Raw genomic sequence first — 13,693 nt, 5'->3', positions numbered from 1 at the left:
GCGGGGGATCAGCCGGCGACCGCGCGCAGCGCGCCCGGCCTGCGGCCCGCGAGCGCGTCCAGCGCGGCGGCGGTGGCGTCGTCGGCCGGCAGATGGACGACGAGGTGGAAACCGTGCCCGTCGGGCAGCTCCAGCGTCTCGCCCGTCAGCCGTAGCTCGCCCGCAGCGGGATGCGTCAGCCGATGCGTCCCGGTGTGCTCGGGCGCGCGCAGGGGCAGCTCCCAGCGCTCGGTGAACTCCGTGCCCGCCAGCAGGGTCAGCTCCTCGACGAGCGCCACGAGGTGCGGGTCGTCCGGCATGCAGTCGGTCCGTACGCGGGCGATCTGCTCGTCGGCGGCGCGCTCCCACCGCGGGTACGCGGCGCGGGCCCGCGGATCGGTGAACAGGAACCGGGGCAGGCTCGGCACGGGCGGGTCCAGCAGGCCGACGGGGCCGAAGAGCCGCTCGTAACCGCCGGTGCGCGCGACCACCTCGCCCAGCCGGTTCAGCAGCACGGCCGGCGCGGGCTCCAGCCGGTCGAGCAGCGCGCGCAGCGTCGGCCGCACCTCCCAGTCGGGCGGGCGGGTGGCGCCGAGGCAGAGCTTGATCGAGCCGTTCGTCACCTTCACGGCGTGCATCAGCTCACCGCGCGCCTCGACGGACAGCCGCAGCGCGTCGGCGAGCGAGGCGAGGATCTGCGGGGACGGGTGGCGGTCCCTGCCCTGCTCCAGCCGGGCCAGGTACTCGACGCTGATCCCGGCGAGCATGGCCAGCTCCGACCTGCGCAGACCGGGCGTACGGCGCCGGCCGCCGCCCGGGAGGCCCACGTCGGCGGGTGTCACGCTCTCGCGTCGCGTCCGGAGGAACCGGCCAAGCTCACTGTCGCTCACACCAGGCAATGTACGCCCGGACGCGGAGGGGATCGTAGCCCTCGCGGTACCAGCCTGGGCCCGGCCTTCCTCCCGGCCGCGGGTGCGCGCAGGGTGGGTGACCGGACGGGGTCGCCGAGTTTCGCGGCTCCCGGGCCGCGCCCGTCCGCCACCCCGTACATCTTTCGAGAGGTCCCCGTGTTCATCGCCTATGCCGTCGTCGGCATCCTGCTCGCCGCCGCGCTCAGCGCCTCGGCGTTCGCCATGGTCACCCGCCACGAGACGATCGTCGCCTCGATGACCGGCCTCGGCCTGCCGGAATCCTGGCTGCCGCGCCTCGCCTCCCTCAAGGCGGCCGGCGCGCTGGGTCTGCTCGCCGGTCTGTGGGTGCCGTTCCTCGGCGCGGCTGCGGGGGTCGGTGTCGTCCTGTACTTCGCCGGCGCGGTGATCTTCCACCTCAGGGCGAAGGACTACGCGATCGCGGTGCCGGCTGTCTTCGTCGTGCTGGCGGCCGGCGCGGTGATCCTGCGTATCGCGACCGCCTGAGGTCAGGGAGGTCGCGGAGGCCTCACGGTGTACGGCGTACCGACCGTCCCGCCAGGACGTCCGTGCGCCGTCCGTCCTCGATGACGAAACGGCCGTCGATCAGCACATGCGGGATGCCCACCGGAAGGGTGCGCGGCGACGCGAAGGTCGAGCCCGCCGCCACCGTCCCCGGATCGAAGAGCACCAGGTCCGCGCGGTAGCCCTCGCGGACCAGACCCCGGTCCGTCAGGCGCAGGCGGGCCGCCGGGCGCGAGGTCAGATGGGCCACGCACTCCTCCAGCGACAGCACGCCCAACTCCCTGGCGTACCGGCCCAGATACCGCGGGAAGGTGCCGTACGCACGCGGGTGCGGCTTCGCGCCCTGGAGGATCCCGTCGCTGCCGCCGGTGTGCACGCGGTGGCGCATGATCTCCCGCACGTTCTCCTCGTGCCCCACGTGCTGGAGGATCGTCGAGCCCAGCCGGTCGTCGATCAGCAGCTTGCGGGCGGTCAGCCAGCCGCTCTCGCCGCGCAGCCGCGCGGTCTCGGCGATCGTCCGGCCGACATGCGCCGTGAGGGCCGGATCAAAGACTCCGGAGATCTCGATGGTGTCCCACTCGATGGGCACACCGTGGCAGCCGTCCGCGCCGATCTCCTCCATGTGGTGCCGGATCTTCTCGGCCGTCGCCGCGTCGCGCAGCCGTTGGAGGATCGCGTCCTGGCCGCCCGCGCTCGCCCAACTGGGCAGCATCGCCACGAGCGTTGTACAGCCCGGTGTATAGGGATAGGTGTCGAGCGAGATGTCGGCGCCGTCCTCCAGCGCCCGGTCCAACAGGGCGATCAGATCAGGTGCCTTGCCCTTGTTCACGCCGAAGTTCATGGTGGCGTGGGCGAGATGGAGCGCGCAGCCGGCGGTGCGCGTGAGGTCGACCATCTCCTCGTACGCGCGCAGGGCGCCCGCGCCGTAACTGCGGTGGTGCGGGCAGTAGTAGCCGCCGTATCGGGCCACCACCCGGCACAGTTCGGTGAGTTCGGCGTCGTCCGCGTACATGCCCGGTGTGTACGTCAGCCCGGACGACATGCCGACGGCGCCCTGCTCCAGGGACTCGGCGACCAGCTGCCGCATCCGGTCCAGTTCGGCCGGGGTCGCCGGGCGGTCGTCCTGGCCGACCGCGTACATACGGACGGTGCCCTGCGGCACGAGATAGGCCGCGTTGACGGCGATGCCCCGGCCGTCGAAGCCGTGGTCGAGCCGGTCCAGATACTCGCCGACCGATCTCCAGTCGAAGTCGACCGACGTGTCGCCGGGGGCGCCGCCGTTCCAGCCGGTGATCGCCCGGCGGACCTCGGCGAGCGTCGTGTCGTCGACGGGGGCGTACGACAGCCCGTCCTGGCCGATCACCTCAAGGGTGACACCCTGCGCGGCCTTCGCCGAGTGGTCGGGGTCGCGCAGCAGCGCGAGATCGCTGTGCGCGTGCATGTCGATGAAGCCGGGGGCGAGGGCGAGACCGGCGGCGTCGAGGACACGGGCGCCGGACAGCGGCGCGCCCGCACCCGGCGCGTGCCGCCGGATCTCGGCGATACGGCCGTCGGTGAGGCCGACGTCCGCCCGGTAGGAGTCCTGGCCCGTGCCGTCGATGACACGTACGTCCCGTATGACGAGATCCATGACTGGCCGCTTCCGCAAGGTCGTAGGGGGTGCCGGCGGGCCGGCCGGGTTGGGGGCCGGCCGGGTGGGTGGGACCGGATCCGTCCGGTGGCCGGTTCGTCCTCGATCGCCGGACGGGTTCGTTCTTCTGACGACGCGTCAGAAGAACGTGCGGATGAAGTCCGTGACCGTGCCGTCCGCCTCCGTCAGGGGGATCAGCTGCCACTTGTCGAACGACGTGCACGGATGCGAGAGGCCGAACCCCACCCAGTCGCCCACCTCGATCACCGCGTCGGGCGACGTGTGCAGCTTGCCGTGCTGGTCGGACAGGCCGGTGACCGTGATGCCGCGCGCCGGGCGGATCTCGCCGGTGCGCGCGTCGCGCACCACCTGCGCCTCCGGGAGGTCGAGGTCGTACGCCGCGTCCCGCTTGCCCGCGTTGACGAACGCCTGCTCGGGCGACGGGCGCGAGACCACCTGGCCCCAGAGCCGGAACGCCGGCTGGAGCGCGCCCTCGGCCGGGATCCGCTTGAAGGGGGTCAGCCGCTTGTAGTGGCCGACGTCGTGGGACACGTACGCGCCGGAGCGCAGCAGCTTCAGTACGGGGCGGGACAGCACCGGGATCTCGGCGAAGACCTCCGCGACCGCGTCGAACCACGCGCTGCCGCCCGCGCTCACCACGATCTCGTCCACGGTCCCGGAGAACCGGCCCGCCGCGTCGAACTCGGCGGCCAGCGCGGTCAGCCGGCGCAGCCACGCGCGGACGGTGTCGTTGTCGGCGTGCGGCACCTCGCCCTCGTAACCGGCGACCCCGACCAGCCGCAGCGTGTCGGTGGCGGCCACCGCGTCGGCGACCCGCGCGCACTGAGTCTCCTTGCGCGCGCCGGTCCGCGCGCCCTCGCCCGCGCCCAGCTCCACGACGACGTCGACGGGGCGTGAGCCGCCCGCCGCCCGCAGCGCCTCGTCCATCAACTCGACGCCGCGCACGGAGTCGACGTAACAGATGAAGCGGAAGCCCGGGTCGCCGTCCAGCTCTGCGGAGAGCCAGCGCAGCGCGGCCGCGTCGACGACCTCGTTGGCGAGGAAGATCCGCTGGATGCCGAACGCCCGGTAGACACGCACCTGGTGGGGCAGCGCGGCGCTGATCCCCCAGGCGCCGTACTCCAGTTGGCGCGCGAAGAGCTGCGGGGACATGGATGTCTTGCCGTGCGGGGCGAACGCGAGGCCGTGCCGCTCGGAGTACGTCTGAAGGAGCGCGAGGTTGTGGGTGAGGGACTCGGCGGAGAGGGAGAGGACCGGCGTGGTGAACCCGCCGGTGAAGAGGTTGCGGCGCTCGGCGGCCAGCTCGGCGACCGTCAGGCCCTCGGCGTCGGGCGGCAGCCCCTTGAAGCGGTGGTCGAGACGCTCGTTCCTCAGGTGCTCTTCGCTGAGTCGTCCGGCGACCGCCATCGGGCCTCCTCCATCTATCCCGTTGCAACATGTGCAACACCCATTGCGTATATCGCTTGACGCTGTCTAACATCCGAGCCGTTGCCGGGTCAATGATGAGCCCCGGCACCCCGGCCGGTGAAGGCCGTCGACCCTGACGAACGAGGAGCCCCGAGTGCCCGCACCGGTAGCAGCGGACCCGACCAGCCCCGGCGACCCCGGTGCGCCCGGTGCCCCCGTCGAGGCCGTCTGCCTCGGCGAGTCCATGGTCACCTTCCTGCCCTCGCACCCCGGCCGCCTCGCGGACGTCCCCGCCTTCACCCGCACCATCGGCGGCGCCGAGTCCAACGTCGCCTGCGCGCTCGCCGCCGCCGGACACCCGGTGAAGTGGATCAGCCGCGTCGGCTCCGACGGCTTCGGCGACCATCTCGTGGAGGCGATCGGCGCGTACGGCGTGGACACCTCCGCCGTACGCCGCGACGCGGCCGGCCGCCCGACCGGCATCTACTTCCGTACCGCCACCGACCGCTCCACCACCGCCCACGAGGTCGCCTACTACCGCGCCGGATCGGCCGCCTCCGCGATGTCCCCGCGGACGATGGACCGCGCCGCCCTGTGGTCCGGCCGCGTGCTGCACCTGTCCGGCATCACGGCCGCGCTCTCGGACGACTGCCGCGCCCTGATGCGCGAGCTGTCCGAGCGCCGCCCCGGCCGGCCGCTGCTGTCCTTCGACGTCAACCACCGTCCCGCGCTCTGGCGCGAGGCGACCGGCCCCGACTCGGGTCCGCGCGTGCTCCTCGACCTCGCACGCGGCGCCGACCTCGTCTTCGTCGGCGACGACGAGGCCGCGCAACTGTGGGACCTGCACAGCCCCGAGGCGGTCCGCGCGGCGCTGCCCGAGCCGGCCGTCCTGGTGGTGAAGGCGGGCGCGGACGGCGCGACCGCGTTCGTACGGGACACGGCGGGCGGTGTACGCGGCACCGGGACCGGCACCGGGACCGGCACCGGCTCCGGGACCGGCACCGGCACCGGCTCCGGGACCGGCACGGACACCGTCACGTCCGTACCCGCGCTGGCCGTCGACGTCGTGGCACCCGTCGGCGCGGGCGACGCGTTCGCCGCCGGCTTCCTGTCCGCGACCCTCCGGGACCTGCCGACCGCGGCCCGGCTGCGCCACGGCCACCTGATGGCCGCCGCCGTACTCACCGACGCCGGCGACGTCTGCGTCCCGCCCGCCCGCGCCCACGCCGACCGCCTCGCCGCGCTGGACGACGCGGCGTGGGGGGCGCTGCGACTCGGCCCCGGCTGGACGGGCACCGCCACCGGCACCGCCACGGACGGCGCCACGCGGCAGGAATCGGTACCCACCACATGAGCCAGACCGTCGACCGCGCGCTGAGCATCCTGCCGCTCCTCGCCAAGGGCCCCGCCGACCTCGGACAGGTCGCCGCGCGCCTCGACGTCCACAAGTCCACCGCCCTGCGGCTGCTGCGCACCCTGCACGAGCACGGCCTCGTCTACCGCCAGCAGGACCAGCGCTACCGCCTCGGCGCCCGGCTCTTCGCGCTCGCGCAGGAGGCCGTGGAGAGCCTGGACGTACGTGAGATCGCCCACCCGCACCTCACGGCGCTGGGCGAACAGTGCGGGCACACCGTCCATCTCGCCGTCATCGAGGACAGCGAAGTCCTCTACATCGACAAGGTCGAGAGCCGCTACCCGGTCAGGATGTACTCCCGGATCGGCAAACCGGTCGCCGTCACCGTCGCGGCCGTCGCCAAGCTACTCATCGCCGACCTGTCCGAAGCCGAGCGCCGCGCACTCGCCGAGCGGCTCGACTTCCCCATGTACACCCCCCGTTCGATCCCGAACGCCGCCGCTTTCCTCAAGGAGCTGGCGACCGTACGCGAACAGGGGTGGGCCACCGACCTCGGCGGCCACGAGGAGTCCATCAACTGCATCGGGGCCCCGATCCGCGGCGCGGACGGCCGGGTCGTCGCCGCCATGTCGGTGTCCGCGCCGAATGTCGTCGTCACAGCCGATGAACTCCTCGCCCTGCTCCCGCTGTTGCGCCGCACCGCCGACGCGATCAGCCGGGAGTACTCAGGAACCGCGCACCATCCGGCATCCGTATCCCCTGCTCTTCGGAAAGAGATCTCATGAGCGACCAGACCGCGAAGACCGCAGTCGTCCCCACCACCCACGCCGCGCCGCCGGCCAAGTTCTCGCACGGTGTGCGCAAGGGCAACATCCTTCAGGTGGCCGGGCAGGTCGGCTTCCTCCCGGCGGTCCCGGGCGAGGCCCCGACCGTGGCGGGACCGACCCTGCGCGAGCAGACGCTCCAGACCCTCGCCAACGTCAAGTCGGTCCTGGAGGCCGGCGGTTCGGGCTGGGACGACGTGATGATGCTGCGCGTCTATCTCACGGACGTCGCGCACTTCGCCGAGATGAACGAGATCTACAACACCTACTTCGAGGAGCAGAACCTCAAGGACGCGCCGGCCGCCCGTACGACGGTGTACGTCGGGCTGCCCGCCGGACTGCTCATCGAGATCGACGCGCTGGCCGTACTGGGCTGAACCGGCCCCCGGACCGGCCGGCCGTCACCCCGCGACACCGCACGGTGCGGCGCCCCCGTACCCCGTACCTCATGGGCGCCGCACCGTGATCCCCCCTGCCCGAAGACCCCGCCCGAAAGCCCTGCCCGAGAGTTCGCCCCACACGTTCTGATGCACGGAACACGAGGTCCCCCCACATGCTGCTCGCCGCCGAAGCACCCCCCGCGCCCGAGGCCCCGCCCCGCACCGGCGGACTGCTCCTGCTGATAGACGGGACGGCCGGTCTGCTGACCGTCGCCGTCCTCGGAATCGTTCTGCTCCTCGTCCTGATCATCAAGGTCAGGCTCCAGCCGTTCGTCGCCCTGCTCGGGGTCTCCATAGCCGTCGGCCTCGCCGCCGGACTGTCCGTGACCGAACTCTTCGGCACCGTCCAGAAGTCGGCCGCCGTCTCGATGATCGAGTCCGGCATGGGCGGCATCCTCGGCCATGTCGCGATCATCATCGGACTCGGCACGATGCTCGGCGCCATCCTCGAAGTGTCGGGCGGCGCCGAGGTGTTGAGCACCCGGCTGCTCAACCTCTTCGGCGAGAAGCGCGCCCCGCTCGCGATGGGCGTCACCGGTGTCGTCTTCGGTATCCCGGTCTTCTTCGACGTCGGCATCTTCGTCCTCGCGCCGATCGTGTACGCGGCGGCCAAGCGCTCCGGCAAGTCGATCCTGCTGTACGCGATGCCACTGCTCGCCGGCCTGTCGATGACCCACGCGTTCCTGCCCCCGCACCCCGGCCCCGTCGCCGCCGCCGGTCTGTTCAACGTCGACCTGGGCTGGGTCATCCTGATGGGCGTCGTCGTCGGCGTCCCGGCCGTGATCGCCGCCTGGGTCTACGCCGCGTGGATCGGCAAGCGCCTGTTCGTCGACGTACCGCAGGACATGGTCGAGGCCGCCGCCGAGGCCAAGAACGCCGTCGCCGCCGAGCAGGAGGCGTCGGGCGTCACCCCGCCGGAGAGGCCGGTCGCCCTCGGCACGGTGCTCGCGATCATCGGCACCCCGCTGGTCCTGATCCTGCTGGCGACGTTCTCCTCCATCGCCCTGGACCCGAGCACGCTCCGGTCGGTCGTGGAGTTCTTCGGCCACCCCTTCGTGGCGCTGACGATCGCGCTGCTGCTCGCCTACTACCTGCTCGGCATCCGGCGCGGCTGGTCCCGCAAGTCGCTGGAGACCGTCTCCACCGCGTCCCTCAAGCCGGTCGGCAACATCCTGCTGGTGGTCGGCGCGGGCGGTGTCTTCGGAGCCGTACTCAAGGGCAGCGGCATCGCGGACGCGCTCGCCGACACCTTCAACGACGTCGGTCTGCCGGTCATCGTGCTGGCGTGGCTGATCTCGGTCGTGCTGCGCGTCGCCCAGGGGTCGGCGACGGTCGCGATCGTCACCACGGCGGGCATCGTCGTACCGCTGGTCGACGGCCAGGACATGTCGCAGGCGCATCTCGCGCTGATCATCATGGCGATCTCGGCGGGCTCGATCTTCGCCTCGCACGTCAACGACGGCGGCTTCTGGATGGTGGCCAAGTACTTCGGCATCTCCGAGCGCGACACCCTGAAGTCGTGGACGGTGCTGGAGACGGTCCTGTCGGTGGCCGGATTCGTGGTCGCGGCGCTGCTCAGCCTGGTGATTTAGGTACCGTACGGCTCCATGTACCCACAATCGAACCCGCATCCGAACCCGTATGCGAACCCGCAGCCGACCCCGAACCCGAACCCGTACTTGAACCCGCCACCGCAACCACCCGCGCAACCACCCGCGCAACCGTACCCGTACCCGTACCCGTACCCGTATCCGCAACCGCACGAGAACCCCGAATTCCTCGCCGCCGACAGCCGCAGCGGCATCGTCGTCGACGAGAACGGCGTGACGTTCGACTTCGAGGGCCAGACCGCCGAGTTCCCCTGGGCGGAGATCCAGAGCGTCCACTCCAAACCGGGCGGCGGCCACCGGCTGATGGTGGCCGTCGTGCTGCCCGGCGGGAAGTTCTACGAGTGCGGGGTGAAGGCCCGTAACCGCGTGGCGCTGGACCACTGGTTCCGCGACCTCGGTTACGTACTCCACGTCTATCTCGGCCGCCGGGACAATCCGGCCCCCTGGACCCCCTGAACGAGGTGGTCCCGGCGGCCGGAAACGGAACCGAGACCGCCGCCCCCCTTGCGCGATCTTCACCGTGCCGCTTTGGTGACCCGAGTCACTTACGGGGACGAGCGCGGAGGTCGACGCATGGCAGATATCACCGACAGCGGTACGGCTGCGAGCAAGTCCGGCCCGCGTAAGTCGAGTTGGAGGTACATCGGTCCCGGCATCGTCGTCGCCGCGACCGGTGTCGGCGCCGGCGACCTGGTCGCGACCCTCATCGCGGGCAGCAAGTTCGGCTACACGCTGCTCTGGGCGGCCGTCATCGGCTGTGTCGTCAAGATCTCGCTCGCCGAGGCCGCCGGCCGCTGGCATCTCGCCACCGGCCGCACCCTGTTCGAGGGCTGGCGCAGCCTCGGGAAGTGGACCACGGTCTACTTCGCGGTCTACGTCGTGGTCTGGGGCTTCGTCTACGGCGCGACCGCCATGTCGTCCAGCGCCCTGCCGATCGTCGCGCTCTTCCCCGACGGTCCCGGTCTCAAGACGTGGGCGGTGATCACGGGCCTGATCGGCCTGGTCTTCGTCTGGTTCAACCAGTACGCCGTCTTCGAGAAGGTCATGACGGTCCTGATCGGCATCATGTTCGTCGTGGTGGTGTACGTCGCGATACGCGTCGCGCCCGACATCGGCGCGAGTTTCGCCGGTCTCCTGCCGGTGCTCCCCGACGGTTCGCTGCTCTACACACTGGGCCTCATCGGCGGTGTGGGCGGCACGATCACCATGGCCGCGTACGGGTACTGGGTCAACGCCAAGGGCTGGACCAACACCGGCTGGATGAAGGTGATGCGGCTGGACAACCGCGTCGCCTACCTCACCACCGGCATCTTCGTCATCGCGATGCTGATCGTCGGCGCCGAGCTGTTGCACGCCTCGCAGATCGCTCTCACCAAGGGGGACCAGGGGCTGGTGGATCTCGGGGTCATCCTGGAGGAGCGCCTCGGAGCCACGACGGCGAAGCTCTTCCTGGTCGGCTTCTTCGCGACGTCCTTCTCGTCGCTGATCGGAGTGTGGCACGGCGTCAGCCTGATGTTCGCGGACTTCGTGGAGCGCTGGCAGCTGGACCGCAAGGGTGCTCCGGCCGACGAGGGAACGGTGGCCGAGCTCGCGGCGGGCAGGCGCGAGCGGTCGCTGCCGTTCCGCGCGTATCTGCTCTGGCTGACGTTCCCGCCGATCACCCTGCTCTTCCTGGACCAGCCGTTCGGCCTGGTCGTGGGCTACGGCGTGCTGGGCGCCTTCTTCATGCCGTTCCTGGCGCTCACGCTGCTGTGGCTGCTCAACTCCTCGCGTACACCGGCGGAATGGCGCAACGGCAAGCTGAGCAACACCATGCTGGCGGCGGGCGGGCTGCTGTTCGTCGTGCTGTGCGTGCAGCAGTTGCGCGACCTGCCCTGGTAGGGGGAGAACACGCGGTGGCGCCGTCGGGGTCCGACGGCGCCACCGGTCTGTGAGGGGTACGGAGGATTTCGGAGGCTTACGGCAGGCCGTGCACGTGCGGGCCGACCGTGTTCGACCAGGCGTTGCCGGCCGTGGCGTCCCAGTTGGTGGACCAGGTCATCGCGCCGCGCAGGCCCGGATAGGTCTTCGACGGCTTGAAGTTGCCGCAGCTGGTGCCGCGCGTCAGGCAGTCCAGCGCGTTGTTGACGACACCGGGGTCGGTGTAGCCGCCACCCGCCGCCCTGGGCGAGGCCGGCAGGCCGAGGCCGACCTGGGAGGGGTCGAGGCCGCCTTCGAGCTGGATGCAGGCGAGGGCGGTGAGGAAGTCGACCGTGCCCTGTGAGTAGACCTGTCCGTCGCAGCCGAGCATCGAACCGCTGTTGTAGTACTGCGTGTTGACGACGGTCAGGATGTCCTTCACGGCCAGCGCCGTCTTGAAGTACTCGTTGGACGTCGACTGCATGTCGATGGTCTGCGGCGCCATCGTCAGGACGAAGCCGGGTCCCGCCTGACCGGCGATCGACTTCAACGCCTGAGTCATATAAGTGGAGTTGAGGCCGTTCTCCAGGTCGATGTCGACGCCGTCGAAGCCGTACTCGGTCATCAGCGCGGACACGGACGTGGCGAAGGCGTTCGCCGACGCGGCGTCGTTGACCGAGACGGTGCCCTTCTCGCCGCCGATGGAGATGACGACCGACTTGCCCGCGGCCTGCTTGGCGGCGACGTCGGCCTTGAACTGGGCGTCGGTGTAGCCGCCGAGACCGGCCGAGTCGAGGGTGAAGTCGACCTGTCCCGGTGTGCCGGTCGCGTCCGCGAAGGCGACGGCGATGATGTCGTAGTCGTCCTGGACCTGGGCCAGCGTCTGGACGGTGGCGCCGTTGTTGAAGTTCTGCCAGTACCCGGTCACGGCGTGGGCCGGTACGGCGGCGGGGGCGGCGGCGGCCGGCGCGGGCTCGTTCGCGGCGTTGGCCGTGGGTACGGCCAGTCCGGCGACGGCGAGAGCGCCTGCTACGGCGAGGACTTGGAGCGTGCGGGGGGTGCGGGGTCGCGCATTCCTGTGCACTGCATGGCCTCCGTGGGGGGAGATGTGGGGGGAGATGTGGGGGAGCGTACGGAACGGTGGCCACCGTTTGGATGTACAAACTGGTCCAGACCATTGGCCTTGTCAAGGGTCCGGACGTGATGGGCCGTCTCCGGCCCGGATCCCGCAGCAGCGCCGCCGGGGGAGCGGCGGCGCTGCTGGTCTCTGTGTGGGGGATCGTGGGGTTCGTTACGCCATGCCTACGGCAGGGCGTGGACGTGCGGGCCGACCGTGTTCGACCAGGCGTTGCCGGCCGTGGCGTCCCAGTTGGTGGACCAGGTCATCGCGCCGCGCAGGCCCGGGTAGGTCTTGGCCGGTTTGAAGTTGCCGCAGCTGGTGCCGCGCGTCAGGCAGTCCAGCGCGTTGTTGACGATGGTCGGGGAGACGTATCCGCTGCCCGCGCCACGGGTGGAGGCCGGGACTCCGAGGCCGACCTGGGAGGGGTCGAGGCCGCCTTCGAGCTGGATGCAGGCGAGGGCGGTGAGGAAGTCGACGGAGCCCTGTGAGTAGACCTGTCCGTTGCAGCCCAGCATCGAACCGCTGTTGTAGTACTGCGTGTTGACGACGGTCAGGATGTCCTTCACGGCCAGCGCCGTCTTGAAGTACTCCGTGCCGGTCGACTGCATGTCGATGGTCTGCGGCGCCATGGTCAGGACGAGCCCGGGGCCGGCCTTGGCCGAGAGCTGCCGCAACGCCTTGGTCATATAGGTGGAGTTGATGCCGTGTTCGAGGTCGATGTCGACGCCGTTGAAGCCGTACTCCCGCATCAGGGCGTAGGTGCTGTCGGCGAACGCCGTCGCCGTGGCGTCACTGTTGATCGTGACGTTGCCCAACTCGCCGCCCACCGAGATGATCACGGATTTGCCGGCGGCCTTCTTCGCGGCGATGTCGGACTTGAACTCGGCGACCGACGAGTAGCCGAGGGCCGGGGCGAGGTTGAAGACGATCTGGCCGGGCGTGGTCGTCGAGTCGGCGAATGCCACGGCGATGATGTCGAACTGCGCCTGTACGTCCCGGAGTTTCTGGACGGTGGCGCCGTTGTTGAAGTTCTGCCAGTACCCGGTCAGCGCGTGCTTGGGGACGCCGGGGCCGCCCGGGTCGCCGCCGCCCGGTGAGGTCCGGCCGCTGACGGCCGTGGACTTCGCGGACTCGCCGACCGCGTTGGTCGCCGAGACCTGGAACTGGTACGAGGTGGCGGCCGCCAGCCCGGTCACGGTCGCCGAAGTCCCGGTCGCCGTCTGGACCTTCGTACCGTCCCGGTAGATGTTGTAACCGGTCGCGCCGGTCACCGCGTTCCAGCTCAGCGCCACCGAGGAGGCGGTCACGGCCCCGGCCGCGAGCCCGGCGGGAGTGCCGGGCGCCTGCGGGTCGGGGTCGCCGCCCCCGCCGCCGTCCGGTCCGAAGACGGACACGTCGTCCACGACGTACGCGCTCTGCCCGTACCAGCCGTGCGTGTACACGGTCACCGCACGCGTCGACGCGCCGGTCCTGAAGGTCGTGGTGAGCTGCTTCCAGCCGGTCTCACCCGGTGTCCAGGTCGACACGTCGGTGGTCCCGGTGCCGCTGGCCCCCAGGTACGCGTACCCGCCCTGCACCCACGCGCTCAGCGTGTAGGTCGAGTTGGGCTGCACGGCCACGGACTGCGAGCACCTGGCGTTGTCCTGCCCGGCGGGCGTGCCCTTCAGCGCGCCGGTACCGCTCCGTACGGGAGACCCGACGGCGGCCCCGGTCCCGCCGGAGCAGGACCAGTTGGTGAGCCCGGACTCGAAGCCGGCGTTCTTGGCGACATTGATGTCGGCGGCCTGGGCGACGCCGCCCAGCGCGCCCACACTCAGGGCCCCGGCGGCCACGACGGCCACCACCCCACTCAGCCAGCTCCGCGCCCGTCCCCCGAGAGGGTGCCGCGCTCCGGATCGGGATCTGGGTCTGCGTCTGCCGTCGGGTACGCGTTCCACTTGATGCCTCCGCTGGGGGTGTCGGGTTGGAGGTACGGG

12 protein-coding genes are annotated in these 13,693 nt (G+C 71.0%); 7 read left to right on the top strand and 5 right to left on the bottom strand.

Translation table 11 applies throughout. From position 1 onward, the window contains the following. Window positions 1-8: 8 nt before the first annotated feature. Window positions 9-869 (bottom strand): helix-turn-helix domain-containing protein, encoded by an 861-nt coding sequence (locus OG700_RS12970; RefSeq protein ID WP_405613018.1) that lies wholly within the window; start codon window positions 867-869, stop codon window positions 9-11. Window positions 870-1,046: 177 nt separating this feature from the next. Here OG700_RS12970 and OG700_RS12965 point away from each other — a divergent pair, with 177 nt between their 5' ends. After that, complete coding sequence (locus tag OG700_RS12965; RefSeq protein WP_405613016.1) at window positions 1,047-1,394, top strand: DoxX family protein; 348 nt, start codon at window positions 1,047-1,049, stop codon at window positions 1,392-1,394. A gap of 22 nt (window positions 1,395-1,416) precedes the next feature. On the opposite strand, the gene OG700_RS12960 is transcribed toward OG700_RS12965, so the two are convergent. Both OG700_RS12960 and OG700_RS12955 read right to left on the bottom strand, forming a co-directional pair. Beyond that, the gene (locus tag OG700_RS12960; protein WP_405613014.1) at window positions 1,417-3,042 is read right to left on the bottom strand and encodes an amidohydrolase family protein; all 1,626 of its coding nucleotides are present in this window, start codon (window positions 3,040-3,042) and stop codon (window positions 1,417-1,419) included. Between the two features lie 138 nt (window positions 3,043-3,180). Continuing rightward, on the bottom strand, window positions 3,181-4,470 hold the full coding sequence (locus OG700_RS12955; RefSeq protein WP_405613012.1) for an amino acid deaminase: 1,290 nt from the start codon (window positions 4,468-4,470) through the stop codon (window positions 3,181-3,183). 244 nt (window positions 4,471-4,714) lie between these two features. Between OG700_RS12955 and OG700_RS12950 the strand changes: the two genes are divergently transcribed. The 6 genes from OG700_RS12950 (at window position 4,715) to OG700_RS12925 (ending at window position 10,579) form a co-directional block, all read left to right on the top strand. Continuing rightward, the gene (locus tag OG700_RS12950; protein ID WP_405621652.1) at window positions 4,715-5,824 is read left to right on the top strand and encodes a sugar kinase; all 1,110 of its coding nucleotides are present in this window, start codon (window positions 4,715-4,717) and stop codon (window positions 5,822-5,824) included. Beyond that, window positions 5,821-6,609 (top strand): IclR family transcriptional regulator, encoded by a 789-nt coding sequence (locus tag OG700_RS12945; RefSeq protein WP_405613010.1) that lies wholly within the window; start codon window positions 5,821-5,823, stop codon window positions 6,607-6,609. Before OG700_RS12950 ends, OG700_RS12945 begins: the two co-directional genes overlap by 4 nt. Next, entirely contained in the window at window positions 6,606-7,025 is a 420-nt protein-coding gene (locus OG700_RS12940) for a RidA family protein (RefSeq protein ID WP_405613008.1), read from the top strand. The genes OG700_RS12945 and OG700_RS12940 overlap by 4 nt, the downstream gene beginning before the upstream one ends. 176 nt (window positions 7,026-7,201) lie before the next feature. Further along, on the top strand, window positions 7,202-8,680 hold the full coding sequence (locus OG700_RS12935) for a GntP family permease (RefSeq protein ID WP_405613006.1): 1,479 nt from the start codon (window positions 7,202-7,204) through the stop codon (window positions 8,678-8,680). Between the two features lie 15 nt (window positions 8,681-8,695). Further along, on the top strand, window positions 8,696-9,154 hold the full coding sequence (locus OG700_RS12930; RefSeq protein ID WP_405613004.1) for a hypothetical protein: 459 nt from the start codon (window positions 8,696-8,698) through the stop codon (window positions 9,152-9,154). Between the two features lie 117 nt (window positions 9,155-9,271). Beyond that, window positions 9,272-10,579, top strand: a complete 1,308-nt coding sequence (locus tag OG700_RS12925; protein ID WP_405613002.1) for an Nramp family divalent metal transporter — start codon at window positions 9,272-9,274, stop codon at window positions 10,577-10,579. A gap of 76 nt (window positions 10,580-10,655) precedes the next feature. Here the strand turns inward: OG700_RS12925 and OG700_RS12920 are convergent, their stop codons facing one another. Both OG700_RS12920 and OG700_RS12915 read right to left on the bottom strand, forming a co-directional pair. After that, on the bottom strand, window positions 10,656-11,681 hold the full coding sequence (locus tag OG700_RS12920) for a chitinase (RefSeq protein WP_405613000.1): 1,026 nt from the start codon (window positions 11,679-11,681) through the stop codon (window positions 10,656-10,658). A gap of 218 nt (window positions 11,682-11,899) precedes the next feature. Beyond that, the gene (locus OG700_RS12915) at window positions 11,900-13,654 is read right to left on the bottom strand and encodes a chitinase (protein ID WP_405612998.1); all 1,755 of its coding nucleotides are present in this window, start codon (window positions 13,652-13,654) and stop codon (window positions 11,900-11,902) included. Window positions 13,655-13,693 lie beyond the last annotated feature (39 nt).

Source organism: Streptomyces sp. NBC_01508 (assembly GCF_045040315.1).
GTDB lineage: Bacteria > Actinomycetota > Actinomycetes > Streptomycetales > Streptomycetaceae > Streptomyces.
This window is presented reverse-complemented; position numbering and strand designations above follow the sequence as displayed.

Bases quoted from the DNA above. Each gene is read 5' to 3' on its own strand.
- OG700_RS12960 (WP_405613014.1), bottom strand. From the start codon at position 3,042: ATGGATCTCGTCATACGGGACGTACGTGTCATCGACGGCACGGGCCAG.
- OG700_RS12955 (WP_405613012.1), bottom strand. From the start codon at position 4,470: ATGGCGGTCGCCGGACGACTCAGCGAAGAGCACCTGAGGAACGAGCGT.
- OG700_RS12950 (WP_405621652.1), top strand. From the start codon at position 4,715: ATGGTCACCTTCCTGCCCTCGCACCCCGGCCGCCTCGCGGACGTCCCC.
- OG700_RS12945 (WP_405613010.1), top strand. From the start codon at position 5,821: ATGAGCCAGACCGTCGACCGCGCGCTGAGCATCCTGCCGCTCCTCGCC.
- OG700_RS12940 (WP_405613008.1), top strand. From the start codon at position 6,606: ATGAGCGACCAGACCGCGAAGACCGCAGTCGTCCCCACCACCCACGCC.
- OG700_RS12935 (WP_405613006.1), top strand. From the start codon at position 7,202: ATGCTGCTCGCCGCCGAAGCACCCCCCGCGCCCGAGGCCCCGCCCCGC.
- OG700_RS12930 (WP_405613004.1), top strand. From the start codon at position 8,696: ATGTACCCACAATCGAACCCGCATCCGAACCCGTATGCGAACCCGCAG.
- OG700_RS12925 (WP_405613002.1), top strand. From the start codon at position 9,272: ATGGCAGATATCACCGACAGCGGTACGGCTGCGAGCAAGTCCGGCCCG.